Source organism: Mycobacterium sp. P2_H7 (assembly GCF_056403275.1).
The window spans coordinates 386,284-412,885 of the sequence record NZ_JBFUFU010000005.1 but is presented as its reverse complement, the minus strand read 5'-3'; the positions used below and the strand labels follow the sequence as shown (position 1 = coordinate 412,885).

Annotated in this window: 24 protein-coding genes and 1 tRNA gene; 12 read left to right on the top strand and 13 right to left on the bottom strand. The window is 68.3% G+C overall.

Annotated elements, in window-relative coordinates:
- Positions 1 to 985 precede the first annotated feature (985 nt).
- From AC1DY7_RS07895 to pgm, 5 genes are all read right to left on the bottom strand, one after another.
- Positions 986 to 1,240, bottom strand: coding sequence for a DNA-binding protein (locus AC1DY7_RS07895; RefSeq protein ID WP_477493088.1), 255 nt, complete (start codon positions 1,238 to 1,240; stop codon positions 986 to 988).
- Between the two features lie 137 nt (positions 1,241 to 1,377).
- Complete coding sequence (locus tag AC1DY7_RS07890) at positions 1,378 to 2,526, bottom strand: tyrosine-type recombinase/integrase (RefSeq protein ID WP_477493087.1); 1,149 nt, start codon at positions 2,524 to 2,526, stop codon at positions 1,378 to 1,380.
- A 90-nt stretch (positions 2,527 to 2,616) separates the two neighbouring features.
- Positions 2,617 to 2,692, bottom strand: a tRNA-Ala gene (locus tag AC1DY7_RS07885).
- Positions 2,693 to 2,747: 55 nt separating this feature from the next.
- Entirely contained in the window at positions 2,748 to 4,028 is a 1,281-nt protein-coding gene (locus tag AC1DY7_RS07880; protein ID WP_477493086.1) for an MFS transporter, read from the bottom strand.
- 97 nt (positions 4,029 to 4,125) lie between these two features.
- Positions 4,126 to 5,760 (bottom strand): phosphoglucomutase (alpha-D-glucose-1,6-bisphosphate-dependent), encoded by a 1,635-nt coding sequence (gene pgm, locus AC1DY7_RS07875; RefSeq protein ID WP_477493085.1) that lies wholly within the window; start codon positions 5,758 to 5,760, stop codon positions 4,126 to 4,128.
- Positions 5,761 to 5,834: 74 nt separating this feature from the next.
- On the opposite strand from pgm, the gene AC1DY7_RS07870 reads away from it, so the two are divergent.
- Positions 5,835 to 6,491 (top strand): hemerythrin domain-containing protein, encoded by a 657-nt coding sequence (locus AC1DY7_RS07870; protein WP_477493084.1) that lies wholly within the window; start codon positions 5,835 to 5,837, stop codon positions 6,489 to 6,491.
- On the opposite strand, the gene AC1DY7_RS07865 is transcribed toward AC1DY7_RS07870, so the two are convergent.
- Positions 6,484 to 9,723 (bottom strand): BTAD domain-containing putative transcriptional regulator, encoded by a 3,240-nt coding sequence (locus AC1DY7_RS07865; protein ID WP_477493083.1) that lies wholly within the window; start codon positions 9,721 to 9,723, stop codon positions 6,484 to 6,486. The two genes, AC1DY7_RS07870 and AC1DY7_RS07865, sit on opposite strands and share 8 nt — an antisense overlap.
- Before the next feature lie 48 nt (positions 9,724 to 9,771).
- Between AC1DY7_RS07865 and crcB (AC1DY7_RS07860) the strand changes: the two genes are divergently transcribed.
- Genes crcB (AC1DY7_RS07860) through mbtN form a run of 6 tightly spaced genes read left to right on the top strand, consistent with a single transcriptional unit; the run spans position 9,772 to position 14,640 of the window.
- Complete coding sequence (gene crcB / locus AC1DY7_RS07860; RefSeq protein ID WP_477493082.1) at positions 9,772 to 10,167, top strand: fluoride efflux transporter CrcB; 396 nt, start codon at positions 9,772 to 9,774, stop codon at positions 10,165 to 10,167.
- The gene (crcB, locus tag AC1DY7_RS07855) at positions 10,164 to 10,529 is read left to right on the top strand and encodes a fluoride efflux transporter CrcB (protein WP_477493081.1); all 366 of its coding nucleotides are present in this window, start codon (positions 10,164 to 10,166) and stop codon (positions 10,527 to 10,529) included. The genes crcB (AC1DY7_RS07860) and crcB (AC1DY7_RS07855) overlap by 4 nt, the downstream gene beginning before the upstream one ends.
- Entirely contained in the window at positions 10,526 to 11,569 is a 1,044-nt protein-coding gene (locus tag AC1DY7_RS07850; RefSeq protein WP_477493080.1) for a DUF190 domain-containing protein, read from the top strand. The genes crcB (AC1DY7_RS07855) and AC1DY7_RS07850 overlap by 4 nt, the downstream gene beginning before the upstream one ends.
- Before the next feature lie 46 nt (positions 11,570 to 11,615).
- Positions 11,616 to 11,909, top strand: coding sequence for an acyl carrier protein (locus AC1DY7_RS07845; RefSeq protein WP_477493239.1), 294 nt, complete (start codon positions 11,616 to 11,618; stop codon positions 11,907 to 11,909).
- 5 nt (positions 11,910 to 11,914) lie between these two features.
- On the top strand, positions 11,915 to 13,483 hold the full coding sequence (gene mbtM, locus AC1DY7_RS07840) for a long-chain-fatty acid--ACP ligase MbtM (protein ID WP_477493238.1): 1,569 nt from the start codon (positions 11,915 to 11,917) through the stop codon (positions 13,481 to 13,483).
- Positions 13,480 to 14,640 (top strand): mycobactin biosynthesis acyl-ACP dehydrogenase MbtN, encoded by a 1,161-nt coding sequence (mbtN, locus tag AC1DY7_RS07835; protein ID WP_477493079.1) that lies wholly within the window; start codon positions 13,480 to 13,482, stop codon positions 14,638 to 14,640. The genes mbtM and mbtN overlap by 4 nt, the downstream gene beginning before the upstream one ends.
- 14 nt (positions 14,641 to 14,654) lie before the next feature.
- Here mbtN and AC1DY7_RS07830 read toward each other — a convergent pair whose 3' ends face one another.
- On the bottom strand, positions 14,655 to 15,284 hold the full coding sequence (locus tag AC1DY7_RS07830) for a GNAT family N-acetyltransferase (RefSeq protein WP_477493078.1): 630 nt from the start codon (positions 15,282 to 15,284) through the stop codon (positions 14,655 to 14,657).
- Positions 15,285 to 15,396: 112 nt separating this feature from the next.
- Here AC1DY7_RS07830 and AC1DY7_RS07825 point away from each other — a divergent pair, with 112 nt between their 5' ends.
- Positions 15,397 to 15,576: a hypothetical protein gene (locus AC1DY7_RS07825; RefSeq protein ID WP_477493077.1), complete on the top strand. Its 180-nt coding sequence runs from the start codon at positions 15,397 to 15,399 to the stop codon at positions 15,574 to 15,576.
- Here the strand turns inward: AC1DY7_RS07825 and AC1DY7_RS07820 are convergent.
- Together AC1DY7_RS07820 and AC1DY7_RS07815 are read right to left on the bottom strand one after the other, a co-directional pair.
- Entirely contained in the window at positions 15,573 to 15,959 is a 387-nt protein-coding gene (locus AC1DY7_RS07820; RefSeq protein ID WP_477493076.1) for a DUF2237 family protein, read from the bottom strand. The two genes, AC1DY7_RS07825 and AC1DY7_RS07820, sit on opposite strands and share 4 nt — an antisense overlap.
- 19 nt (positions 15,960 to 15,978) lie before the next feature.
- A complete protein-coding gene (locus AC1DY7_RS07815) occupies positions 15,979 to 19,101 on the bottom strand; it encodes an Ig-like domain-containing protein (protein ID WP_477493075.1) in 3,123 nt (1,040 codons plus the stop codon).
- Positions 19,102 to 19,484: 383 nt separating this feature from the next.
- Between AC1DY7_RS07815 and AC1DY7_RS07810 the strand changes: the two genes are divergently transcribed.
- The 3 genes from AC1DY7_RS07810 (at position 19,485) to AC1DY7_RS07800 (ending at position 20,869) form a co-directional block, all read left to right on the top strand.
- Positions 19,485 to 19,691 (top strand): hypothetical protein, encoded by a 207-nt coding sequence (locus AC1DY7_RS07810; protein WP_477493074.1) that lies wholly within the window; start codon positions 19,485 to 19,487, stop codon positions 19,689 to 19,691.
- The gene (locus tag AC1DY7_RS07805) at positions 19,688 to 20,545 is read left to right on the top strand and encodes an oxygenase MpaB family protein (RefSeq protein WP_477493073.1); all 858 of its coding nucleotides are present in this window, start codon (positions 19,688 to 19,690) and stop codon (positions 20,543 to 20,545) included. Before AC1DY7_RS07810 ends, AC1DY7_RS07805 begins: the two co-directional genes overlap by 4 nt.
- Before the next feature lie 87 nt (positions 20,546 to 20,632).
- Positions 20,633 to 20,869: a hypothetical protein gene (locus AC1DY7_RS07800; RefSeq protein WP_477493072.1), complete on the top strand. Its 237-nt coding sequence runs from the start codon at positions 20,633 to 20,635 to the stop codon at positions 20,867 to 20,869.
- Here the strand turns inward: AC1DY7_RS07800 and nagA are convergent.
- From nagA to AC1DY7_RS07785, 3 genes are read right to left on the bottom strand one after another with little or no spacing between them, the layout of a single operon-like run.
- Positions 20,826 to 21,983, bottom strand: coding sequence for an N-acetylglucosamine-6-phosphate deacetylase (gene nagA / locus AC1DY7_RS07795; protein WP_477493071.1), 1,158 nt, complete (start codon positions 21,981 to 21,983; stop codon positions 20,826 to 20,828). The genes AC1DY7_RS07800 and nagA overlap by 44 nt on opposite strands.
- The gene (gene nagB, locus AC1DY7_RS07790; protein WP_477493070.1) at positions 21,984 to 22,769 is read right to left on the bottom strand and encodes a glucosamine-6-phosphate deaminase; all 786 of its coding nucleotides are present in this window, start codon (positions 22,767 to 22,769) and stop codon (positions 21,984 to 21,986) included.
- Complete coding sequence (locus tag AC1DY7_RS07785; RefSeq protein WP_477493069.1) at positions 22,769 to 23,224, bottom strand: PTS sugar transporter subunit IIA; 456 nt, start codon at positions 23,222 to 23,224, stop codon at positions 22,769 to 22,771. Before AC1DY7_RS07785 ends, nagB begins: the two co-directional genes overlap by 1 nt.
- A gap of 68 nt (positions 23,225 to 23,292) precedes the next feature.
- Between AC1DY7_RS07785 and AC1DY7_RS07780 the strand changes: the two genes are divergently transcribed.
- Entirely contained in the window at positions 23,293 to 24,822 is a 1,530-nt protein-coding gene (locus tag AC1DY7_RS07780; protein WP_477493068.1) for a PTS transporter subunit EIIC, read from the top strand.
- Here AC1DY7_RS07780 and AC1DY7_RS07775 read toward each other — a convergent pair.
- Entirely contained in the window at positions 24,819 to 26,573 is a 1,755-nt protein-coding gene (locus AC1DY7_RS07775) for an N-acyl-D-amino-acid deacylase family protein (RefSeq protein WP_477493067.1), read from the bottom strand. The genes AC1DY7_RS07780 and AC1DY7_RS07775 overlap by 4 nt on opposite strands.
- Positions 26,574 to 26,602: the final 29 nt, after the last annotated feature.

Here is a 26,602-nt window from a genome sequence, read left to right as displayed (position 1 = left end):
TCTGAATTGGACTGAGATAGGGCGAGTACCGGAGTGCGAGTGACCCGACAGCTGTGTTGATTCAGCGAAGGGCACCCACAGACCAGGCTCCAGCGCAGCGGCGGCGCCCTTCGACGGCGGACCGGGCGCTTAGTGCATTTCCTCGGCGGAAGTGGGCAGACTCCTGCTTAAGCCCGCAAAGATTGCATTGATCCACACCCTGTTGCTCGACCTCGCCACTCACCTCCAGCGACTCGCGTTGCACGGCACTCGCCTAACGGGCCGTCGCCGAGGTCATCCCCTGGTCGTTCCGACACCTGGCTCGCACACCTTGTCACCTTCTGGCCAACACGTCACCTTCTGGCCAACAGGTCGCCTCGGCACCCCGAGGGCGAAGCCCGAGGGGGTGCTATCTGCGGGCATGGCTTTAGCCCTCCCCTTGGGCTGATGGACAGCCTGGAGACCCTGGTGGGTCTCTCTCAAGGAGAGGACTGATTCTGCGTTCTAGGATCAGCCAGGCTCGGGTATTACTCGGTGGCCTCAGTTGCCGGGTATCTCCACCTGGCCTTCGAGAGGCTCCCTGTTTAGGGGCACCAGCGCCGTCTCGACATCGCTCTGCACGTCTGGGGGATTGGGTCTGCTTTGGGTCTCCCAGACCAGATGGTCATTTCACTCAGTTATCTTCATCCATCCGGAGAGCAAGCCGGGAGTCTTGAGACTGCTTACGCATCACCGGGATCGACAGTTCCGGGTGGTCCATCCGAGCGGTTAGTTCGGATTCCTAGCTTCCCCGCGTAGGATGCGTTTTGTTGTTTCTGGTGGCAGTGGCCTCGCCCTTAACTGGGCGGGGCCACTGTCTTATTTGTACGCCTGCTGACGCTTTCAAGCAAGCCCGTATTCCTGCGAAAGTTATTGCTATACAGGTACTTACACTTTCTGTAGAAGCTCTACAGGGTTGCGCCACACGGCGTCTGTTCCCAACCGATTTCGCTACGATCCTTTGTGGTCAAAGCCCCGCGACCCGGCGACGACTGGTAGGAGTCAGGCCTGATGCTTTGCTTGGCGCGGCTGCGGGTCGACGGATGTCGTTGGAGCAGGCGTCGAGGGCGTCGACGATGTCCTCGTCAGTCATGCGCCAGCTGCGTCCCACCTTGCGGCCCCGGAAGCGACCGGCACGAAGGGCCTCGATCAGCCAGCGCTCGGACGGCGCACCCATGCGCCGCGCGGCGGTGGCCGTGTCGTGGGACAGCTGCTCAGACAACAAAAGACCCCCTTCCAGCCGTTTCCGGCTAGACCCAGGGGGTCCCCTTACATGCGATGTCTCGATCAGCGATCGAGCTGGTAACCACGGTATCAGACTGCTAGACCACGCGAAAGCACGTGGTACTCCGAGATCGGTTACAACACAACAGGTCCTAGAACATTTGTGCCCAGTGCAGCACCGATCACGTCCGCAGCTGACTTCATCGAGCGGCGGTCCAGATGCCCATATGTGCCCACGGTGGTGGTGATCGACTCATGGCCCAGGTGGCTCTGGATGACGGGCAGCGGCACTCCGGCCTGGATGAGCCAGCTGGCGTTGGTGTGGCGCAGATCGTGCACGCGCGGGCGCAGCGGTGAGCGCACTGGCTGGCCGCTGGCGTCAATGGAGGGCCAGGCGCGCTCCACTGCCGGGGCCCAGACGCGGCGCAGAAAGCCGTGGGAGCGCACCGGTCCGCCTTCCCGGTTGACGAAGACGTAGTCGTGGGACAAGTCGAGCTTCTTAAGCACCGAGGTCGGCACGTTGATGGTGCGGCGGCTCTTGCCGGTCTTTGTGGCCCCCAGTCGGTAGCCGCCCTTGCCATACTTCCAGCTCTGCTGGATGCGCACGGTCCCGGCTTTGACGTCCACGTGCTCGGGCCGCAGGGCTGCGGCCTCACCCCAGCGGCATCCGGAGGCCACCAGGAACTCCACCAGGGGCTTCCAGTACTCCGTGACGCTCGCCAGTAGGTGCGCAAACTGTTCGTGGGTTAGGAAGACCATCTCGGCGGGATCGTCGTCCACGGGCAGCCTGATGCCGTGGGCGGGGTTGGCCGAGATGTACTTGGGGACAGCAGCGTTGAGCGCCCCGGCGACGAACATGAATTTGTTGCGCACGGTCTTGGCTGAGGTGACCTTGCCGGTGTCCTCTTGAGGCTCTCGCAAGCCGTTGACCCACGCGCGCAGATGGTCAGCGCTCAAGGCCGTGATGGGCAGATCGCCGAACGGCTCGGCGATGTCGTTGCGCACGTAGGCCCGGTACCGGTCGGCGGTGTTCTTGTCGACGCCCGTGAGGTGGTCGATGTGATGAGTCAGGAACTGTCCGACGGTGATCGCCGACAGGACCGACTCGTCCTCGGCCAGTGTCGCCAGTGCGTTATCGATGCCGAACTTGTTGGCCAGCTCGGCGAAGCGGTGCGCCTCGTCGAAGGCCTGGAAGCTGGTGCTGGATTGTTTGCCATTGAGGCGGTACAGAACCGCGTAGTACTTGGTTCCGTCGGCGCGGTCACGTTCTCTCACAGATGCCATAGCGCGGCATCCTAGTCTATTTGTTGACCGGTGATGTTGACCTGAACTTCAATTTAGGGGTGGAAATCACGTCTGAACTGCTAATATACGTGGTGGAGCTAAGGGGATTCGAACCCCTGACCCCCACACTGCCAGTGTGGTGCGCTACCAACTGCGCCATAGCCCCGTAACTTGTGCTCACCGAAAGTACACCACCCGTACCCCTGGTTCAAAACCGCTGGTCACGGAAGCTCGCCCCCCGCCTCGGGCCCCAGGGGGCGAGGCGGCGTGTGCTCGTGGGAGGTGGCTGCCCGGGTCTCCGGCGCGAACACCCACCCGACGGCGGCGAACAGCAGGATGATGCCGCTGATCACGAAGGCCGACCCGAACGACAGGTACTGGGCGATCTGCCCGATGGCCAACGATCCCACGATGGCACCGACGTCGGACATCATCTGGTAGGTCGCCACGGCCGTGCCGGCCCGCGCCTTGCTGCCGATGATGTCGGCCACCGCGGCCTGCTGGGGCGAGGTGAACACCCCGGCCGCGGCCCCGGCGACGAAGGCGGCCGCCATGAACAACGTCAGCGAGGACGCCAGCCCGACCAGCAGGGTGGCCACCCCGGAGATCGCCAGCCCGGTGATCAACGGCACACGCCGCCCCACCCGGTCGGACAGCCATCCGCTCGGGATGACGGCGGACACGTTGCCGATCGCGAACACGGCCAGCGCCAGCCCAGCCATCCGAGGCCCGCGGTGTAGCACTTCGGTGACGAACAGCGGCACCAGCGCGATCCGCAGGCCGAACACCGACCAACCCGTCGCGAAGTTGGAGAACAGGGCCGCCCGGTAGGCCCGGTTGCCCAGCACGTCGCGCACGGTCACCGACACCTCATCCGCCTCGGCCGGCGCGGCCAGTGGCGAATGTCGCAGGCTCACCCACACCACGGCGGCAGCGATCAGCAGCGCCACCCCGTAGATCGCGAACGGGGCGGACAACCCCAGCCCGGCGGTCAGCGACCCGAGCACCGGGCCGCCGACCGAGCCGACCAGGAAGGCACTGGAGAACATGCCTGCCACCCGGCCCCGAGCGTCCGGCGGCGAGATGCGGATCATCAGCCCCAGTGAGGACACCGTGAACATCGCCGAGCCGAACCCGCCGAGGGATCGGAACAGCAGCAGCTGCCAGTAGGTCTGCGCGAACGCGCACACCCCGGTGGATACCGCGACGATCAGCAGACCGGTCAGATAGACCCGCCGCTCCCCCAGCTTCTGCACGAAGATGCCGCTGGCCGGGGCCGCGCACAACCGCATCAACGCGAAGGCGGTGATGACGAAGGTCGCGGCGCTGATGCTGACGCCGAAGTCGCGGGCGTACTGCGGCAGCACGGGCGCCACCACGCCATAGCCGAGTGCGATCACCGCGTTGGCGGTGATCAGCACCCAGACTTCACCGGGCAGCTTCGGCTTCGCGGGCGCGTCGCACTTGCCCTCTGGACAGTCGCCCTCCGTAACGGAACTCACCCGTCGACTGTAGGCACCGGCGCGGCGGAGGTTCTCTTCCGGAGTGCGTCAACAGGTGATGACACAGTCTGGACGAGTACCACTCGGGCCCGCCGGGTCAGCTGATGACCGCGCTCACCACTTCCTTCGCGGCCGCCTGCACCTGCGCCAGGTGCTCGGGACCCTTGAACGACTCGGCGTAGATCTTGTAGACGTCCTCGGTGCCCGACGGCCGCGCCGCGAACCAGGCATTCTCCGTGGTCACCTTCAGGCCGCCCAGCGGTGCCCCGTTGCCGGGGGCGGTGGTCAGCTTCGCGGTGATCGGCTCACCGGCCAGCTCGGTGGCGCTGACCTGCTCGGCCGACAGCTTGGCCAGCCGCGCCTTCTGATCCCGGTCGGCGGGCGCGTCGATGCGGGCGTAGGTGGGCGCGCCGTACTTCTCGGCCAGTTCGGCGTAGCGCTGCGACGGGGTCGAGCCGGTGACGGCCAGGATCTCCGAGGCCAGCAGCGCCAGGATGATGCCGTCCTTGTCGGTGGTCCAGGTCGAGCCGTCGGTGCGCAGGAAGGACGCTCCGGCACTCTCCTCGCCCCCGAAACCGATTGAGCCACTGATCAATCCGTCGACGAACCATTTGAAGCCGACCGGCACCTCGACGAGCTTGCGGCCCAGCCCGGCCACCACCCGGTCGATGATCGACGAACTGACCGCCGTCTTGCCGACCGCGGTGCTGCCGGGCCACGACGGCCGGTGGGCGTACAGGTAGTCGATGGCGACGGCCAGGAAATGGTTCGGGTTGAGCAGCCCGCCGTCGGGGGTGACGATGCCGTGCCGGTCGGAGTCGGCATCGTTACCGGTGGCGATCTGATAGTGGTCCCGGTTGGCGATCAGTGAGGCCATCGCGTTCGGCGAGCTGCAGTCCATCCGGATCTTGCCGTCGGTGTCCAGCGTCATGAACCGCCAGGTGGCATCCACCAACGGGTTCACCACCGTCAGATCCAGCTTGTGCCGTTCGGCGATGGCGCCCCAGTAGTCCACGCTGGCCCCGCCCAGCGGGTCGGCGCCGATCCGGATGCCCTGGGCGCGGATGGCGTGCAGGTCCACCACATTGGGCAGATCCTCGATGTAGGCGTTCAGGTAGTCGTGACGCTCGGCCATCTGCAGGGCCCGCGACAGCGGCACCCGCTTCACCGCGGAGATGCCTTCCCGCAGGATCTCGTTGGCGCGCTTGGCGATCCATCCGGTGGCGTCGGTGTCCGCCGGCCCGCCGTTGGGCGGGTTGTACTTGAACCCGCCGTCGCGGGGCGGGTTGTGTGACGGGGTGACGACGATGCCGTCGGCCAGGTCGGTGTCGCGGCCGCGGTTGAAGGTCAGGATGGCGTGGCTGACGGCGGGCGTCGGGGTGTAGCGGTCGGCGGCATCGATCATCGCGACGACGTCGTTGGCGGCCAGCACCTCCAGCGCCGACGCCCAGGCCGGCTCGGACAGCGCGTGGGTGTCGCGGCCGATGAACAACGGACCGGTGGTGCCCTGCGCCGACCGGTATTCGACGATGGCCTGCGTGGTCGCCAGGATGTGCGCCTCGTTGAAGGCCCCGTCCAGGCTGGACCCGCGATGCCCGGACGTCCCGAAGGCGACCTGCTGGGCGATGTCGTCGGGGTCGGGCAGGACGGTGTAGTACGCCGTCACCACGTGAGCGATATCGATGAGGTCGGACGGGTCTGCCGGCTTACCGGCACGTGGGTTGGCAGCCATGACCTCGATTCTTGCCTACTTCCCGCAAGCGCGCCGCAAGTGCGCCGCAAGTGCATCGCGACAACGTATGCCGCATGAACAGCTCCCCAAATTCCCTGACCTCAGAGCCCGACCTGTCCGGCATCACGATGGCCCACCGCGCGATGATCACCGATGTCGGGCGCCTGGCCGACCTGCTGGCCGCCGTCGCCCGCGGCGCGCACCGCTGCGCCCGGCCCAAGGAGGTCGACCGCTACATCCACCTGCTGTGCGACTCCATCCACCATCACCACACCGTGGAGGACGACATCCTGTGGCCGATCGTGACGGCCTCGGCGGGCAGCTTCGTCGATCTGTCCGAGTTGACCGACGACCATGCCGCCCTCGACCCCCGGTTGGACCGCATCAAGACGCTGTCCACCGCCTTCCGCACGGCACCGGGCCGGATGACGGCGGCACCGCTGGCCGCGGCGCTGGCCGATCTCCGTCAGTTGGTGTGCGAGCACATCGCCGACGAGGAGCGCGAGGTGTTCGACGTGATCCGCCGGCACGTGTCGGTCACCGACTGGGACATCGTGGAGAAGGCGGCCCAGCGCGCCGGGAAGATGTCCTTCGACGGGCCGCGCATCGTCGGCGCGGCGACCGAGGAGGAGTACGCGCGGATGGCGGTCGAGGCGAATCCGCTCCTGATCGCGTTCATCAAGCTGATGACGCGGCGGCACAAGCGTTTTGAGGCGCGTGTGTTCAGTTGAGCAGTCGGGCGGCCTCGGCGGCCAGCCGCTCCCGCAGCTGCGCGGCGGCGCGGCGGTATCGAGTGGCCGCGGCCGTGTCACCGTCGGCGTCGGCCAGCACGGCCAGCGCCTCGTCGACCGGGCCGGTAAGCAGGGTGCCGTTGTCCAGCCCGGCCATCAGCCCGCTGTAGGGCGCCAGCTCGGCCGCTTCGGTTCGGGCCACCGCCAGGTCGCCGATGGCCACCGCGGCGCGCACCCGCAGCGTCGTCATCGCCACCCAGTAGTAGGACCGTTCGGTGGGTACCCGCTGCGCCCATACCTCTTGCGCCTCAGCGGTTCTGCCCACCGACGTCAACGCCAGCACCACGCCGTCGGCCATCGTGGCCGAGATGGTGCGGTGCACCATCAGCAGCTCATCGGCCATCGGCCCCAGATCACCGCGGCTCAGTGCGGCGCTGACCCGGCCGACCAACCCGACCAGCGCACCGTTGGCCACGCCGTGTTGGGCCAGGCTGGCGGCCGCCGCCAGATACTTGGCCTCGCCCTCGTCGGGGCGCCCCGCCACGATGGTGAGCTGCGCCGAATAGGCGTCGAGCACCCCGAGCAGGAAGGCCAGCTGGCCGGTGCCGGCGCGGGCCACCGCCTGGTCGACGTGATCGAGCGCGGCAGCCAGATCCGAGCGGCCCGATGCTGCCAGGAACAGCAGCCAATGTCCCACGGCCTGGTAGTCGACGGCGCCGCAGTCCTGAGCGACGGCGAGCAGCTCGGCGGCCACCGGTTGCCGCTGATCGGCCAGGTCCGGACCCAGGCAGGCGAACGCCCGCACGTTCAGTGCCGCGCACAGCAGCCGGGCATGAGTGTCGGGGTCGTTCGCGTGCAGCGCGCGGGCCAGGTCCAGCGCCTCGGTGCTCGCCGCCATCGCCGTCTCGTGCTCGGCGCCCTCCACCTCCGTGAACAAGGTGATCAGCAACTGGACCCGAACGGCGGCCGGATGGTCCTGGGCCAGGATCCGGCGCAGCGGGTCGACGATGACGGGGTCGATGTGGTCGCCGGTGCGCAGCCGCCACACCAGCGGGCTGTCCAGCGCAGTGAGCGCCCGCACCAGCAGCGCGTCGTCGCCGGCGGCCAGCGTCACGGTGCGGTTGAGTTCCTCCCGCGCGGAGATGGCGTCCCCGGCGCGGGCCAGCGCCGAGATCAACCCGCAGCGGGCGGGCACCGCGCGCTGCCGGTCCGCGGCGCCCAGTTCCAGCATGCGCACCGCCGACCGCCACTGCCGTGCCGCCTCGCCGGGGGCACCCACCCCGTCGGCCTCCTGCGCGGCGGAGGCGGCGAATTCGGCTGCCTCCACGGCAGTTTCAGGGGTGGCGGCGGCAACGGCGTGGTAGGCGAGCGACGCCGCGTCGGTGCCGCGGCCGCGCAGCAGGTTCAGCGCGGCGGCGTGCAGGCGGGTCCGGCGCAGCAATGACGTGTCGTCATACAGGGTGTCGCGGATCAGGCTGTGCGCGAACCGGATCCGGCCCGGTGCCGGTTCGTCCAGCAGCCCGGCCAACACCGCAGGCTCCAGCGCGTCGAGCAGGTCGTCCCCGCCGTGCGCCAGGTCCTCCAGCAGATCGAGATCCACCTCGCGGCCGAGCACCGCGGCCTGGCGCAGCGCGGTGGCGGTCTGGCCGGGCAGCCGGGCCAGCCTGCGGCGCACCACGTCGCGCACCCCGGCCGGGACGCCGCCGTGCGCCGCGTCGGCACCTTCGGCGGCCATCAACCGGGCCATCTCCCGCACGAACAGCGGATTGCCACCGGTTCTGTCCCGCAACAACTTCAGCGTGTCACCGGTCACCGCAGGCAGGCCGCAGTCGGCGGCCAACTCGACCATGGCGGCGTCGTCCAGCCCGCCGAGGATCAGGTGCGCGGCGGTGTGATTGGCCAGCGCCGCCCGGGCCATGTCGAGTTCGGCGCCGGACTCCGAGGGCCGGTAGGTGCCGATCGCGAGCACCGGGCGTTGCGCCAACCGATCGGACACCAGGCGCAGCAATTCCAGGGTCAGGCCGTCGGTGCGGTGCAGATCGTCGAGCACGATCGCGAGCGGCTGACCGAACGCGGCCCGGCCCAGCACCTCGGCGAGGGTGTGCGCCAGCCAGAAGGCTCCCGTGTCCGGGGCGGGCCCGTCGTGCAGCAGTGGCGCCAGCGCCGTCACCTCGGCGGGCTGCAGCACGGATCGGAACGGCGCCAGCACCTCCGTCCACGCCCAGCCCGCGGGTGCGCCGTCGACCTCCGGGGACCGCCCGAAGACCACCGTCCACCCGGCCCGTGCCAAGGCGCCGGTGGCGGTGGCCGCGAGGGTGGTCTTGCCCGCGCCGGCTTCCCCGCCGATCCATACCACCTTCGGTCCGTCGTGGCGGGCGGTCGCGGCGGCGGCGTCGATCGCGGCGAGTTCGGTTGTGCGGCCACGGGTCCGGGATGTCGTCGGGGACGGTGCAACGGGCGCGGGGGCGGCAGGCGCCACCGCGATGGGGTCGAGGTGTTCGGCTTGGCGCAGGATGTCGCGTTCCAGATCACGCAGCGGCCGGCCGGGTTCGAGGCCGAGTTCGTCGGTCAGATACTCGCGGGTGCGGCGCAGCACGTCCAGCGCCGCAACCTGGCGTCCGGCCCGGTAGTGCGCCGCGGCCAGCAGGCAGGCGGCGGTCTCGCGGCCAGGATGGTCGCGGGCCAGCGGTTCGAGCACGCGCACCACGACGGCGTGCTGGCCCAGCGCCGACTGCGCCGCGGCGTAGGCCTCGACGGCCGACAACCGCAACGCGGTCAGCCGGGCGACTTCCGGTGCCGCCCAGAGCGTGTCGGCCACCTCCACGTACGGATCCCCGACCCACTCGGTGAGCACATCCTCCAGCAGATCCGACCTGGCTTCGGCGGCAATGATTTTCGCTTCCACCGACCACACGTCCACGGCCTCGTCGGGCAGCCGCAGGCAGTAACCGGGGGCGGCGCTGACGATCACCTCGGCGGCGGCGCGCCGCGCCCGTCCGGGTTCGAGCACCCGGCGCAGATGGGAGATGTACGCCTGCAACGCGGCCAGCGCTTTGGGCGGTGGCTCACCCTCCCAGAGGTCCTCGATGAGTCGGTCCACCGACACCACCTGACCGTGCGCCAAGACCAGCCGGGCCAGCACCGCCCGCTGTTTGGGGCCGCCCAGATCAAGGGGTTCACCATCAACCCAGCCACGGATCGGGCCCAGTACACAGATCCGCACAGCCGTCATGGTGTGCCCAACATATCGGTCCCGGCGTCGGGCTACATACTGAGCGGCATGGCTGGCTTCGACCGACGTGAACTGGCGGCCGTGTTCGCCGGTGGCGCGCTGGGCACCCTGGCCCGCGCGGGGCTGGCGCACGTGCTGCCGTTCACGCCGGGCCACTGGCCGTGGCCGACGTTCGTCGTCAACATCGTCGGCACGGTCCTGTTGGCGTACTTCACCACCCGGCTACTGGAGCGGCTCCCGACCTCGGCCTACCGGCGCCCCCTGTTGGGCACCGGATTGTGCGGTGGTCTGACGACGTTCTCCACCATGCAGGTCGAGACGGTGACCATGTTGGAGCATCACTTTTATGGGCTGGCCGCGGCGTACACGGTGGCGAGCATCGCGGTCGGGCTGCTGGCCCTGCACCTCACCACCGCGCTCGTACGACGGGCGCGAATCCGATGACGCTCGCGGTGTGGGTGGGTGTCGCGTTGATCGGCGGTCTGGGCGCGGTATGCCGGTTCGTGGTGGACAAGACGGTGTCGAGGCGGATGGCCCGGCCGTTCCCGGTCGGCACGCTGGTGGTGAACGTCAGTGGCGCATGGCTGTTGGGCTTCTTCGGGGGCATTGCGCTCAGCCCGCATGCCGCGCTGCTGGCCGGCACCGCGTTCGTCGGCGCCTACACCACGTTCTCGACGTGGATGCTGGAGACCCAGCGCCTCGGTGAGGAACGGCAGGTGTGGCCGGCGGTGGCGAACATCGTGATCAGCGTCGTACTCGGGCTCGGTGCGGCGTGGCTGGGCCTCACGATGGGGAAACTGCTGTGAGCGACGAGTATCTGAAGCTGACCGCGTACTTCGGGGAGCGGTTGCGTGGTGAGCGCCGATTCGTCGCCGACGAGTTGCTCGACCTGTTGGCCGCGCAGCGGATCGCCACCAGCGTGGTGCTGCGCGGTGCCGCCGGGTTCGGTCCGCGCCACGAACTGCGCAGCGACCTGACGCTGACGCTGTCGGAGGATCTTCCGGTCGCCGTCGCCGCGGTCGACCGGGCCGAGCGGATCACCGCGGTGGCCGAGCAGGCCGTGGCGATGATCAGCCGCGGCATCGTCACCCTGGAGCGGGCGCGACTGCTGGACGCACCGGGCCCGGGCGACTACAAACTGACCCTCTATGTCCGTCGGGCGCGGTCCTATCGGGCGGTGTGCGAGGTGCTGCACGCGCACGGGTTCGCCGCGGCGGCGGTGTTCCTCGGGGTCGACGGCACCGAGGCCGGGCAGCGCCACCGGGCCCGGTTCGTCGGCACCAACAACGACGTCCCGGTGATGATCATCGCCGCAGGCACCGGTACTCAGGTGGCGGCCGCGGCACCGGAGCTGCGCCGGTTGGCGCCCGGCGCCACCATGACGCTGGAGCGGGCGCAGCTCTGCAAACGCGACGGCGAGCTGATCGCACCGCCGCCCGAACTGCCCGAGACCGATGCCGACGGTCGCGCGCTGCGGCAGAAGCTGATGATCCACACCTCCGAGGACACCGTGACCACCGCGACCGGGTCGACGCCCATCCACCGGGCGCTGGTGGCCCGGTTGCGGGCGCACCACGGGGTCAGCGGGGTGACCGTGCTGCGCGGTATCTGGGGTTTCCACGGCGCCCGTGAACCGCACGGCGACAAGCTGTTCCAGTTGGGCCGGCGCGTCCCGGTGACGACGATCGTGGTGGACACCCCGGCGCGCATCGCGGCGAGTTTCCCGATCGTGGACGAGTTGACGGCCCGGCACGGCGTCGTCACCAGTGAGCTGGTGCCGGCGTGGGTGAGCATCGACGGCGGGCAGCGAAACGGCAGCACAGAACTCGCCCGGCACGCGTGGTGAGACGCTCGACACCCCGATAGGTCGGGGTAAGCCTAGCCTTGGCTAACTGCCCGGTGTAGCGTCCCCCGACATGGAACAGTCACAGTCCGCTGCTGTCAACCCTGAGCTGCTCTCCATCCTGAGAGATGATCTCAGCATCGACGTCAGCCGGGTCACCCGCGACTCCCGGCTGATCGACGATCTCGGCATGGATTCGGTGGCGTTCGCCGTCGGCATGGTGGCCATCGAGGATCGGCTCGACGCGGCGCTCACCGAAGAAGATCTGCTCAGCTGCGAGACCGTCGGCCAGCTGGAAGACGCGGTGCTGGCCAAGCTTCCGGCCGATCAGGCCAACTCGTGACCGAACTGGGCTCCGCGCTGACGGCATCGATGACCGGGTCGAACAACGACCTGCACGTCTTCGACACCGCCGAAGGAACCTGGCACCGCCACCCGTGGGCGGAGGTGCACGCGCGCGCCGAGAACGTCGCCGAACGCATCTGTTCCGAGGGCGCACGGACCGTCGGCCTGGTGGGCGAACCGAACGTCGAATTCCTCGCCGCCATCACCGGCGCGTTGATCGCCGGGGCCGCCGTCTCGATCCTGCCCGGGCCGGTGCGCGGCGCGGATCCGCAGCGCTGGGCACGGGCCACCGCGGCACGGTTCGAGGGCGTCGGCGCGCACACGGTGTTCAGCCACGGCGCGCACCTGGGCCGGCTGGGCTCGGCCGACGGCGCGTTCACCGTGCAGGACGTCACCACCGTCGCGCACACACAGCGTTCAACCACCTTTGCCGGCGGCATGGGCAACGCCGTCGCGGTGTTGCAGGGCACCGCCGGGTCGACGGGAACGCCTCGCACCGCACAACTTTCACCCGAGGCGGTGCTGGCCAACCTGCGGGCGCTGGTGCGCCGGGTCGGTGCCGGACCCGAGGACACCGGGCATTCCTGGCTGCCGCTCTATCACGACATGGGTCTGTCCTTCGTGCTCGCCGCCACGCTCGGCGGCGCCAACCTGTGGCAGGCACCCACCTCCGCGTTCTCCGCGCAGCCGTTCGGCTGGCTGAAATGGCTCAGCGACAGCCGCGCCACCCTGACCGCGGCACCGAACATGGCCTACAACATCGTGGGCAAGTACGCCCGCCTGGTCAGCGACGTCGACCTCTCGCCCCTGCGTTTCGCGCTCAACGGCGGCGAACCGATCGACTGCGAAGGCAGCGGCCTGTTCGCCACCGAGATGGCCCGCTTCGGTCTCGACCCCGGCGCCCTGGCCCCGTCCTACGGCCTGGCCGAATCCAACTGCGCGGTCAGCGTTCCCACCCCGGGCACCGGTTTGCGGGTCGACGAGATCCACGTCGTCAGCGATGACGGCGGCTACGTGCGCCGGCATGCCGTGCTCGGCGAGGCCATCCCCGGCATGGAGATCCGGGTGAGCCCACGCGAGCAGTTCGCCGGCAGCGTCACCGATCGGGAGGTCGGCGAGGTCGAGGTCCGCGGCACCTCGATGATGACGGGCTACCTCGGCGAAGATCCGATCGACCGCGAAAACTGGTTCCCCACCGGCGATATCGGCTATCTACTCGACGGCAGCCTGGTCATCTGCGGGCGCGCCAAAGAGATCATCACCGTCGCCGGGCGCAACATCTTCCCCACCGAGATCGAGCGGGTGGCCGCCCAGGTCGACGGGATCCGCCCCGGTGCGGTGGTGGCGATCGGCACCGACGGGCCCGCGACGCGACCCGGTCTGGTGATCGCCGCCGAGTTCAAGGGCGCCGACGAGCCCGCCGCCCGCAGTGCGCTGGTGGCTCGCATCGCGTCCGAATGCGGTGTGGTGCCGGCCGAAGTGGTGTTCATGCGGCCTGGGTCGCTGCCCCGCACGTCGTCGGGCAAGCTGCGCAGGCTCGAGGTCAAACGCAATCTGGAGGCCGCACCATGACGCTCACCGCCCCTCCCGTCGAGGACTTTCCGGCGCTCCTGCACCGCGTGTTCAACGACCAGGTCAGGACGTGGACCTCCGAAGCCGAAGCGAGCGAACACTTCCCGCGCCAGCTCATCGAGTACTTGGGCCGCGAAGGGGTGTTCGCCGCCAAGTGGGGTGACGAGCAGCAGCCCGACGTCGGCGACGTCATCGCCCTGGCGATGGAGCTGGGCAGGCTGGGCTCGGCCGGCATCGCCGTCGGGGTGAGCCTGCACGACTCGGCCATCGCCATCCTGCGCCGATTCGCCCGCAACGACTACCTGCGCGATATCGCCGACCGCGCCATCCGCGGCGAGGCGGTGCTGTGCATCGGCGCCTCCGAAGAATCCGGCGGATCCGACCTGCAGATCGTCGGCACCGAGGTGCGTTCGGCCCGTGGCGGTTTCGAGGTCAAGGGCGTCAAGAAGTTCGTCTCACTCTCCCCCATCGCCGACTATGTGATGGCCGTGGCGCGCGACGTCGGCGACGACGCGACCAGCAGGCACGGCAACGTCGTCGTCATCGCGGTCCCGCTGCGCGATCCCGGGGTGCAGGTCCAGGTGCCCTACCGCAAGGTGGGCGCCGGACCGCTGGACACGGCCGCCGTGCACATCGACACGTGGGTGCCCGCCGAGGCGCTGGTGGCCCGGGCGGGCACCGGCCTGGCTGCGATCTCGTGGGGTTTGGCGCACGAGCGGATGTCGGTGGCCGGCCAGGTCGCCAGCAGCTGCCAGCGTCTACTGGGAATCACGTTGGCGCGCATGATGGATCGCCGCCAGTTCGGTCATACGCTGTACGAGCACCAGGCGCTGCGGATGCGCATCGCCGACCTGCAGGCCCGGGTCGACATGCTGCGCCACGCACTGGCCGGCATCGCGGCGGGCAAGAAACTGGACCTGCGCACCGCTGCCGCCATGAAGGTCACCGCGGCCCGCCTCGGCGAAGAGGTGGTCTCGGAGTGCATGCACATCTTCGGCGGCACAGGCTATCTCATCGACGAGACCCCGCTGGGTCAGTGGTGGCGCGACATGAAGCTGGCCCGGGTCGGCGGCGGCACCGACGAGGTATTGTGGGAGTTGGTGGCCGCAGCCATGAAGCCCGACCACGACGGCTACGCCGCGATGATGTCCCACTGACTTCCCGCAGAAAGCTACGTGACGGCCGGGATGTCGTCCGGGGTCCGCGGATACACGTACAGCGCCATCGTGCGATTCGACATCTGATGCTCACCCAGGAACGTACAGCCGACGTATTCGACCAGCCGGCGCGCGCCGAGATTGCGGTGATCGGGGTCGAACATCACCCGGCGGCACTGCGGCTCACTGGCGAACATGTCGGCCAGCAGCTTGGGCATCATCAGCGGGGCGATGCCCCGGTTCACCAGTTTGGTGTCCGCGATGGCCGCGTGCATGCCCAGGTCATACGGATCGGACTGATACCGCGTGGCGATCGAATCCTTTGACGCTCTGTACAATTCGATATAGCCGATGTCCTCACCCTTGCGACTGGTGATGAACGGCCGCGAGAACGTCCCGGCCAGCTGGGCCTTCAGGTACAGCCGCCAGCGCTCCGGCGGCCAGTCGTACTCCCACGCCTCGGCCAGATGCGGCAGGTTCATCCACCCCGACACCAGGTCGGCGTCGGTATCCGGGTCCGCCAAGCGGGCGGCGTACGGTGCCGCGATCTGCGGGATCGCGGGTGCCGGGACGTTGCGGACCTCGTCGGAAATCGTGGTCAGCTCGCGCGGCAGGATAGGCAGCGGCTCGTCAGTCTCGATCATTTGAGGGCCGAGCCTACCCAACCGCGTGAAGTACCGGTGGCCTACGCCGCCTTCGGCTGCGGCAGCGCAGGTTCCGCCCGCACGCCCGCCCCATCAGTGCCATCGTGGAGAGATGACACGGGACCGGGTTGCCGAACTGCTGCGGTGGGAGGACGCCGGTGCGCACTGGCAGGTGGTGTCCGAGACGTCGACCGAGGTGACCATCGCGCTGCTGCGCTGCGACGGCGGTGAGGAGGTGGACCGCTTCACCTCCAACGACCCGGCGCTGCGGGAATTCCTTCGGTCGCGCTAGAGGTCGCTGGCATCGTCGGGCACGTCGACGGCGTGTTCGGCGAGCACCTCCAGCGGCACCACTTCCAGGGTCCGTTCATGCGTACATGCCAGCACCACCGGTGCCGCGCAACCATCCTCATGGGCGCGCAGCCAGTTGTGCGCGGTCACGCACCAGCGATCGCCGGGTTCCAGGCCGGGAAACCGGTACTGCGGCATCGGCGTCGCCAGATCGTTGCCGATCGAGCGCTGGTGGTCCAGGAACTCCCGCGTCACCACCGCACAGATCGAATGCAGTCCCGGATCCTCGGGGCCCGTCGAGCAGCAGCCGTCGCGGTAGAACCCGGTGAGCGGTTCGGTCCCACACGGTTCCAGTGGGCCGCCGAGGACATTGCGTTCGGACACCGCTTCATCATGCCCTGCCTCACAAGGATGTGAGCGCCACTCCGTTTACCGTGACCCGCTGCAGCGAGAACGACCCCGCGTTGGCGTTGGTGTAGGTGGTCTGCATGGTCGGGGTCTGCCTGATGGTGATGGTGTCGTACACGACCCCGCTGACGGGCACGTTGTTCTCCCGGATCATGCCTAGGACCCAGCCCGCCGTCGTCGGGGTGTTGACGATGGTGAGGTTCTTGAAGGTGACCGTGCTGATGCTGGTACCCGCGTTGCCTGCGTACACCAGGATCGCGCCGTGCCGGATGGTGGTGTTGGTGTTCGCGTTGGTGATGGTGCCGCCGTTGACGGTCACTCCGGTCACCGGTCGGGTGTTGTAGCTCGGTTCGGTGGCGATGTAGACGCCCGCGGCATTGGTGTCCGAGACGGTGATGTTGTTGTAGGTGATGTTCTGGCCGCCGACCACCGAGATACCGCGGCCCCAGGTGGTGCCGACGACGGTCGGTGAGTTGATGGTGATGTTGCGGGAGATGGCGCCGTCGGGCACGTAGGACACCACCGCGATGCCGTCGTCACCCGTCCACTCGGTGCGGGCGTTGTTCACCACGCCGTCGTGCGAGCCGTTGGTCATGTGGATACCGTCGGCGCGCGACCGTTTGACGGTGACGTTGTCCAGCTCGAAATAGCCTGCGCCGTCCAGGTATACGCCCGCCCCGGCCGAGCCGTTGATGGTGACGTTCTTGACGGTCGCGTGGTCGGCCATGATGACGAGCTTGTGCTGTTCGGGTGCGTAGTACCGCGGCCCGGTCAACGGTGCGGACAGCGTGAGGTTGGAGAGGGTGACGTTGTCGGCGAGGATCTGCACCGAGGACGTCGCATCGTTGGTGGCGGCCAGGGTGGCGCCGTTGCCGTTGATGGTCACGCCGGCCACCCGGATGTAGAGCACGCCGGAATGCTGATAGGTCTTGTTCTGCAACGTGAGGGTGTCACCGGGCTTGAGTCCGTCGAACAATGCCTGCAGTGCCGCAGTGCTGTCGACGGAGCTCTGCGCCGGGGCCAGCGGCACGGTCACCGAGGTGATGGTGCTGGCCTTGCCGTCGCCGACGGCCACGGTGAACGACACGGAACTCGCGGCCTTCGCCAGCGCCGCGCCGGAAGCCGGTGCGGGCGTGAAGGTGAAATTGCCTGCGGCATCGACGGTGACGGTCCCACCGGAGGGCTGGGTGACGGTGTAGCTGAGCTTGTCACCGTCGGGGTCGGTCACGTTGAGCGCACCGCTCACCTTGCCGGTGCCGGAGTCGGGGGTGCCGACGGTCGGCGTGCCGGCGATCGGTGCGGTGTTGCCGCGCACCAGGTTCAGGGTGCGCACCACGCGGTCGGACATGTCGGTGATGTACATCTGCTGGCCGTCGGGGCTCAGCGCGATACGGTGCGAACCGTTCTCGGCCGCGGAGTCGATCGCGAGCGTGTTGACCACGGTATTGGTGGCGGTGGCGATCACCGAGACCGTGTCGCGGCCGTTGGCGACATACAGCACGCTGCCGTCCGGGCTGAGGATGGCGCCCATGGGTTCGGCGCCCACCGCGATGGTGCCGACCAGCGGGGAGCCGGCGGTCGGGTTGAGCACCGAGACGGTGCCGCTGCCGAAGTTCGACACGTACACCCGGGTGCCGTCGGCGGAGACGTCGATCCCGAAGGGGTTGGTGCCCACCGCGATCGGCGATCCGATCACCTTGTTGGTGGCGGTGTCGATCACCGACACCGACTTGGCGTTCCAGTTGGTGACGTAGAGCTTGGTGCCGTCGGCCGACGCGACCACCCCGCGTGGCTGGCTACCGACGGCGATGGTCGCCACCAGGGTCGGGGTGGCGGTGGTGGTGTTGAGCACCGACACGGTGTTGTTCCCGCTGTTGGTCACGTACGCCCGCTGCCCGTTGGGCGCGAACTCGATTCCGTAGATCTGGCCGCCACCCAAAGCCACTTTCGACAGCACGGTGTTCGTCGCTGTGTTGAGCACCGACACCGCGTTGGTGCCGCCGACATAGGCGCGGCTGCCGTCGGGACTCAGTGTGATCGCCTTCGGGGAGGCGACGACGCTGACGGTCACCGTCGCGCCGGTGGCCCGGTCGATCACCGAGATGGTGTTGCTGCCGGCGTTGGTGACGTAGATCTTGTTGGCCGACACCGCCACTCCGGTCGGGTAGGCGCCGACGGTCTTCGCGCCGCCCGACGCGAGGGCCGCCGGCAGCACCGGGACGGTGACGGTGACGGTCGTGGCCGCGGTGCCGTCATTGACCAGCACGGTGAAACTGTCGGTGTCGGGACCGTTGGTGATGTCGGCGGCCAGCCGGGCCGCCTGCGTCGGGGTGTAGGTGTAAGCCCCGGTCGTCGAGTTGACGCTCACCTTGCCCTTGCCCGGCGCGGTTCCGCTCACGGTGTAGGTCAACGGATTCGACTCGGCGTCGGTGCCGCCGACGGAGCCGGTCACCACGCCGGTCGTCTGGTCGGGCGCGGACTGGATGGGGGCGGCGGTGGGTGCGGTGTTGACCGGTGCGGCCGCCGCGATCAGCGGGGTCACCACCACGGATTCGGCGGTGGCCGCGGCACCGGTTTGCCTGCGGGTGGCGGCCAGCATGAGCAGGTCCGCCGACGAATCGGCCGGAACGGCCGGCGTCTTGTCCGCGGCAGGGTGGATGCCGAACAACCCGAGCACGGTCTGGCGCAGCAGTGCCAGTTGTTTCGCGACGACGGGGACGGGCTTGGGTGCGACCACCGCGGCGGTGGGCAGCGCCGCGGGCGTCGAACTCTCCGCGCTCGGTGCGGTCGCCGCCTTCGTGGCGGTGGCCTCGCGGTCCCGGCAGGTGGTGCAGCGGGTCTGCCGGGTGGTACGTGCCGTATTCCCGTTCCGTTTGGCCGGCGCGCTGGTGGCCGGGGCGGGCTCGTTCGTGGCGGTCGTCGGCTTCGGCTCGGTGACCGGGGCGTCGGGCTTGACGGCGGGCGCGGTGTCCCCGGCGGGCGCGGTGTCCCCCACCGGCGATGACGATGTGGATTCGGTTTCGGCCATCGCCTGACCCGCGGTGCCCGCGATCGCGGTGCCGATACCCAGTGCGACTGCCAGCGCGCCGATACGCCCGACATAGTTCGCGTAGCTCATTGCCACCCACCCAGCCCATCTGTTCGATGTTGCGCATTTCGGCCAGTCCTGAAATTTTGCTGTGATCATGCACCCCGCAACGCGGGCAACAACACCTTTTCCAGATATCAGACGGATGAATTATTACCCTGACCGGGAGAAATAGGCGCACCATAGGAGTCTGGGGCGGAATTCTGCAGCCACTCAGCAAACAAAGCACAAATTTATTGACGATCGCGATACCTTGTTGCTGTAAGTACGCTTACGCTGGCATTTCCGGCTCATTGTGTTGGGAACTAGTTAGCTGAAAGTGCATGACCGCGTGCAACTTCACATTGCGGGCCAAAGTTAGCCAACGACGATGCGCGCACTGTTCAGACTTCCGCCATGATCCGGGGTTGCCGATGTTGCTGATGCTTGTCGTGCGCATCATCGATGTGGTGGTCCGCGCCGTCCGCTTGATGGCCAGTGGCACCGCGGCCGGGTACCTGCTCATGGCGACCGTGACGGTGTTGTTCATCGGCACCAGCGTCGCCGCGGTCGCCGGCGGCGCCTGGATGCTGGGAACGCTGGAGAACCGGTACCACTGGATGGATTCGGTGTTCCCGTGACCGGCACCCGGATCCAGATCGGTGAATACACCACCCGACGAGCCAACCCGCCCACCGATCTGTCTGCGGCACTGGATTTCTGGTCGTTCAGCGGGGCCGCCGCCAACGTCGTCATGCAGCTGTCGTGGCCGGAGGTGGGCCACGGCGTCGTCGAGAGCCGGGTCGAGTCCGGCGCGCTGATGAAGCATCCGTGGAAACGCGCCCGCACCACGGTGCAGTACCTGCAGGTGGCGATCCTCGGCACCGACGACGAGCGGGCCGCCTACCGGGAGGCCGTGAACGCCGCGCACCGGCAGGTGCAGTCCACCACCGCCAGCCCCGTCAAATACAACGCGTTCGACCGGGACCTCCAGATGTGGGTCGCGGCATGTCTTTTCATCGGTTTCGAGGACACCTATCAGCTGCTGCACGGCCGGCTGACCGCGGACGAGGCCGAGCAGTTCTACGCCACGGCGATGCCGCTGGCCACCACGCTGCAGGTCACGGAGGACCAATGGCCGCCCACCCGAGCGGATTTCGAGGTGTACTGGAACACCGCCTGCCAGCGGGTGCGCATCGACGACGAGGTGCGCGACTACCTGATGCGACTGATCGGGCTGAAGATGGTCAGCCCCGTCCTGCGGTGGAACTTCGGTCGGCTGCTGCGTTTCCTCACCATCGGGTCGCTCGCCCCGGTCTTCCGGGAGGCGATGCGGCTGCCCTGGTCGGCCGCCGAGCAGCGCAGGTTCGAGAACCTCTTCCTCTTCGTGTCGTACGTGAACACGTTCCTGCCGAAGTTCGTCCGCCAGGGCGCCAGCCGGCTGCTGATGGGTGATCTGCGCACCCGGATCAGCAAGAACAAACCGCTGGTGTGACACGGCACACAGGCTGCACTTTCTTGATACCCGCCAGTAACCCACACTCTGTACAGTCGTAGCCGTTGCCAGCGAGGCGGCACTGGCATGAGGGTGACAGGCGAGATGAGCATGGACAGTTCGGCGGGCGACGCCGCGACGGCAGTCGAGGAGCTGACGCTGACCGACCCCCATGGGCTCCAGCCGCCGCCTGCACGACACATCCCCAGTCCCGATGACGGCGCGACCACCCCCGGCGGCCCCACGATGGTGCTGCTCGGCACCGGCATCTACGTCGCCGTCAAGGTGTGGCGGTACCGCCGTCGTCGCCGTCGGCAGGCGTGACCCACTCACCCCGGTAGACCGTTCCGGTCACCGACAGATCGGCATCCAGCGTCACCACATCCGCCGGCCCCCCGGGCACCAGAACGGGCCACGACAGCCCCAGTGCACGCGCCGGATTGATGGTGGCCTGGCTCACCGCCTGCAGGAGGGCGGCGTCACGATCCAAACCGCTGTGGGTGACGGCGAACCGGAACACCGCATCCATGGTGGCGGTGCTGCCCGCGATGGTGTCGGAACCCGCTACCCGCGCCACGCCGTCCACCACGTCGACGACCATGGTGCCCAGGCGGTACTCGCCGTCGGCGCTGCCGGTCGCGGCCATCGCATCGGTGATCAGCGAAACGTTCCCCGCGCCGGCGCAGACGTGCCGGTAGATGGCCGGGTCGATGTGCACCCCGTCGGTGATCAGCTCGACGGTCACCCGCGGGTCCTCCAGCAGCGCGATGATGGGCCCGGGCGCGCGGTGAGCGATGGGACGCATCGCATTGAACAGGTGGGTCCCCACCGTCGCGCCGGCGTCGATCGCCGCCATGGTCTGTTCGTAGCCGGCATCGGTGTGCCCGACGGCGGCCACCACCCCGGCTGCGGTCAGCGTGGCGATGGCCTCCAACGCCCCGGCGCGCTCGGGGGCCAGCGTCACCATCCTGATCGCCCCGGCACCGGCCTCCAGGATCCGTTGCAGCTCAGCAGGATCCGGGTCGCGCATCAGCCCGGCATCATGCGCGCCGCAGCGATGCACCGACAGCCACGGCCCCTCCAGGTGAATGCCGTCGATGAGGCCGGCGCGGGTGTGTTCGGCCAGCGCACCGACTTGGCGCAGCAGTTCCTCGGGGGCGGCGGTGACCAGCGAGGCGATCAGGGTGGTGGTGCCGTGCCTGCGGTGCAGGTCGACCGCGGCCTCCGTCGCGGCCAGGGTGCCCGCGGAGAAGTCGGCACCGGCGCCGCCGTGCAGGTGGGTGTCGACGAAGCCGGGCATCACCACGGCGGCGGTATGGTCGGCCGGCACGGGCGCAGGTCCCGAACCGAGCGCGCGCACGGTGTCGCCGGTGAGCTCAATCCACCCGGGCCGCAACAGTTCCGCGCCCGTGAGCAGGGTGTCCGCGGCGATCAGCACTCAGATACCTTGCCAGTCCGGTTTGGAGCGGTAGGCCTCGCGGTAGTAGTCGGACAGTTGTAGGCGCCGGGCGGCGGCGTCGTCGAGCAGCACGGTGACATGCGGGTGGTGCTGCAGGATGGTCGCGGGCCACATCGCCGACACGGATCCTTCGACGAGGTGATGCACCGCTTCGGCCTTGGCCGCCCCGCTGGCGATCAGCACGATGTGGCGGGCGGCCATGATGGTCGCCAATCCCTGGGTGAGGCAGTGGGTGGGCACCGCGTCGACGTCGCCGTCGAAGAACCGGGCATTGTCGACGCGAGTCTGCAAGGTCAGCGTCTTGATCCGGGTGCGCGACGCCAGCGAGGATCCCGGCTCGTTGAACGCGATGTGCCCGTCGGTGCCGATGCCGAGGATCTGCAGGTCCACCCCGCCCGCGGCGACGATCGCGATGTCGTAGGCCGCGCACGCGGCGGGGATGTCACCGGCCAGACCGTCGGGGCTGTCCACCGCGCCGGGGGCGAAGTCGACCCGCGAGACGAACACATCGTCGATGACGTTGCGGTAGCGCTCGGGATGCTCAGCGGGTAGCCCGACGTATTCGTCGAGGGTGAAGGCACGCGCCCCGGCGAAGCTGAGCTGACCGGCCTCATGGCGCGCGATCAGTGCGTCGTAGATGGCCAGCGGTGACGATCCGGTGGCCAGGCCGAGCACCGCCTCCGGTTTACTCGTCAGCAGCGCGCCGATGGCGTCCGCGGCGAGACCTCCGAGGGTGGCGGTGTCCGGTTGGATGACGACTTCCATCAGGTGGCCGCCGTGAAAAGTGCTGCACCGCTGGTAATCTCGCCCGCGCCGACTGTGGTGATGTTCCCCGCTTCGCGTTCGTCCATGATCACCACGGGCACGATCGGGTTGAGCCCCTTGGCCACCACCGCGGGGACGTCGTAGGTGATGATCAGCTGGCCCGCGGTGACGTCGTCGCCCTGGGTGGCGTGGGTGGTGAAGCCCTCGCCGTTGAGTGCGACGGTGTCCAGACCCAGATGCACCAGCACACCGACGTTGGCCGGGGTGAGCACGATGTAGGCGTGCGGCATCAGTTTGAGCAGCTTGCCGCCGACCGGGGCCAGCGCCTCGATGACGGTGTGGGGCGGGTCGATGGCAGCCCCGTGACCCACCATGCCCTGGGCGAACACCGGGTCGGGCACGTCAGGCAGCGCCACCACCTGTCCGGGGACCGGCGCGAAAACGTGTGTCGTCATTGTTTCAACACTACGAGCGTCGTCGAACACCGTCCTGCCTTCGCCGGTTCTCGTTTAAGCTGCCCCGAATGAGCGGGTCGACGAAAACGCAAAGTAGTGCACGGATTCCGGGATTTGCGCAGTTGCAGCGCCTCGGCAAGAGCCTCATGCTGCCGATCGCGGTGCTGCCCGCGGCCGGCATCCTGCTCCGGCTGGGCCAGCCCGACCTGCTGGGTCGTATCGACACCCCGGTGATCGGCGCGTTCTTCAAGGCGATGAGCGCCGCCGGGGATGCGGTGTTCGCGCATCTGCCGCTGCTGTTCGCCGTCGGTGTGGCCATCGGGTTCGCCCGCAAGGCGGACGGCTCCACCGCGCTGGCCGCCGTGGTCGGCTACCTGGTGGTCGAGGCGGTGTTCAAGACCATGTCGCCGATCGTGCTGGCCGGCGAATTGGACAAGTCGGGTGAACAGGCCCAGATCAACTACAGCGTGTTCGCGGGCATCGTCATCGGCCTGGTCACCGCCTGGCTGTTCGACCGCTATCACACCATCCAATTACCTTCGTATCTCGGCTTTTTCGGCGGACGCCGGTTCGTCCCGATCGTCGTGTCGCTCGCGTCGCTGTTCATCGGTTTCGGCCTGAGCTACTTCTATCCGCTGTTCGATGCCGGGCTCACCGGGCTGGGTAAATTCATCGGCGGCGCAGGCGCATTCGGCGCGTTCGTGTACGGCTTCGCCAACCGCATGCTGATCCCGTTGGGGCTGCACCACATCCCGAACTCGTATGTGTGGTTTCTCTACGGCGATTACCAGACCCCCGACGGGCAGAACGTCACCGGTGAGCTGACCCGCTTCGCCGCCGGTGACCCGAGCGCCGGCCTGTTGACCTCCGGCTTTTACCCGATCCTGATGTTCGGCTTGCCCGCCGCGGCGCTGGCGATGATCCACGTGGCCAACAAGAAGCAGCGCAAGGTGGCCGTCGGCATCCTGTCCGCCGCGGCGCTGACGGCGTTCCTCACCGGCGTGACCGAACCGCTGGAATTCGCGTTCATGTTCGTCGCGTTCCCGCTGTATGTCATTCACGCGGTGTTGACGGGCCTGTCGCTGGCGATCGCGTATCTGCTCGACATCCATCTGGGCTTCTCGTTCTCCGCCGGGCTGATCGACCTGCTGCTCTACGGGACGGCGCCGGCGGCCAAGAACATCCCGTTGCTGGTCGGCATGGGGGTGGTGTTCTTCGTCATCTACTACGTGCTGTTCCGGTTCGCCATCACGCGCTGGAACATGCGCACCCCGGGGCGCGAGCCGGAGGACGAGTTCGAGGCCGAGGAGCAGGCCAATCTCGGGGAGGGAGTCGTGTCCCCCACGGCCGTTGTCGCAGCAACCCCTGACTCGAAAGCCGAACAGGTCATCGCCGCGTTCGGTGGGCGCGAGAACCTGGTGAACGTCGACGCCTGCATCACCCGGCTACGCATGGAGGTCGTCGACCCGGCGAAGGTCGATCAGGCGCGGCTGAAAAGCCTTGGTGCGGCAGGGGTCATCGAGGTCGGCACCGGTGTGCAGGCCGTGTTCGGCACCGAGGCCGAGGCGTTGAAGAACGACATCCTCGGCATCCTCTAGCCGCGGACCAGCCGTCCCGGTCGCGCCCCGGTGTCTTTGCCGTCGCGCCGGGTGACCACACCGTTGACGATCGTCGCGGTGTAGCCCGAGGCGCCCTGCACCAGCCGGTGCCCGCCGGCGGGCAGGTCGTAGGCCATCCGCGGGGCGTGCAGGGTCAGCGCGTCCAGGTCGATGACGTTCACGTCGGCCTTCTTGCCGATCGCGATCACGCCACGGTCGGTGAGCCCGAACAGCTCTGCGGTGTCATGGGATTGCTTGCGGATCACGTACTCCAGACCCAGCTTCTTCCCACGGTGACGATCCCGCGCCCAATGCGTCAGCAGGAACGTCGGATACGAGGCGTCGCAGATCATGCTGCAGTGCGCGCCGCCGTCGGAGAGCCCCAGCACCGCGGCGGGGTGGGTCATCATCTCCCTGATGGCGTCGTGATTACCGTCGGCGTAGTTGAACATCGGCAGCATCAGCATGGCGCCGGCGTCGGCTTCCAGCATCAGGTCATACATCGTCGCCAGCGGATCTTCGCCGCGCTGCTGCGCGATCGCCGCGACCGTGCGCTCCACGGTGGGCTCGTAGTCCGGCGGTTCGCCCAGCCGGTAGAGCCGGTGGGTCGAATACTGCGCCAGGGCGAACATGCCGTCGAACAACGCATTCGGGTCGACCGGCAGGTCCTCCTCTCCGAGGATGGCCGTGCGCACCGCCGGCTCGGCGAGTCGGGCGGCGAGTTCCTCCCTGCTGCATTCGGCTTTGAGCCGACGGTAGGTGGGCCGGTGGGTGAAGGCGTGGTGCCCGGGGAAGCCGAGCAGCATGCCGAACGGCCGCGCGGCCACCTGTGGGTAGAGCCGGCTGCCCGCCTGATGCGCACTGGCCGACAGTTCCAGTTGTTCGCGCCACAGGTTGGGATCGGCGTCGACCTGGATCAACGCGAAACTCAGGGCGCAGTCGATCTCCTCACCGAGGCGCCGCATCCACTCCAGTTCCTTGATGGGCGCCACTATGTCCTCACCGGCGGCGCCCTGCGGGGCGAGTTCGAACACCGCGCCACCACCGGCAGCCGTGGCCCGGCCGAGCGCGAACAGTTCGTCCTCGGCGGCGAAGGTGCCCGGCACCGGCTCGCCGTCCATCGCGCGGTGCGCCAGCGTCCGCGATGACGAAAAGCCCAGCGCCCCAGCCTCGATGGCCTCTTGCACCAGGCGGCTCATCGCCGCGATGTCGTCTTGGGTGGCGGGTTCGTTGCGGGCGCCGCGCTCACCCATCGCATAGGCGCGGACGGTGCCGTGCGCAATCTGGCTGCCGACGTCGACGGCCAGTTCACGTTTGCCGATGACGTCGAGGTATTCCGCGTAGCTTTCCCAGCCCCACGTAATGCCTTCCGTCAGTGCGGTTCCCGGGATGTCCTCGACGCCTTCCATCAGTTCGATCAGCCACTGTTCCTGGCCGGGCCGAACCGGCGCGAACCCCACCCCGCAGTTGCCCGCGACCACCGTGGTGACCCCGTGATTGCTGGACGGCTCAAGCAGGTCGTCCCAACTGACCTGACCGTCGTAGTGGGTGTGGATGTCCACGAAGCCCGGCGCGACGATCTTGCCGGTGGCGTCGATGGTCTCCTTGGCGTCGGCCTCCAGTGGCCGGTCGCCCGGGCCGCGACGCCGAACCTCGGCGATCTTTCCGTCCTTGATGCCCACATCGGCGGTGAACCGGTCAGCCCCGGTGCCGTCGACTACGGTGCCGCCCGTGATCAGCAGATCGAACACGTGTCTCTCCTTCGCCGGATATAGTCGGA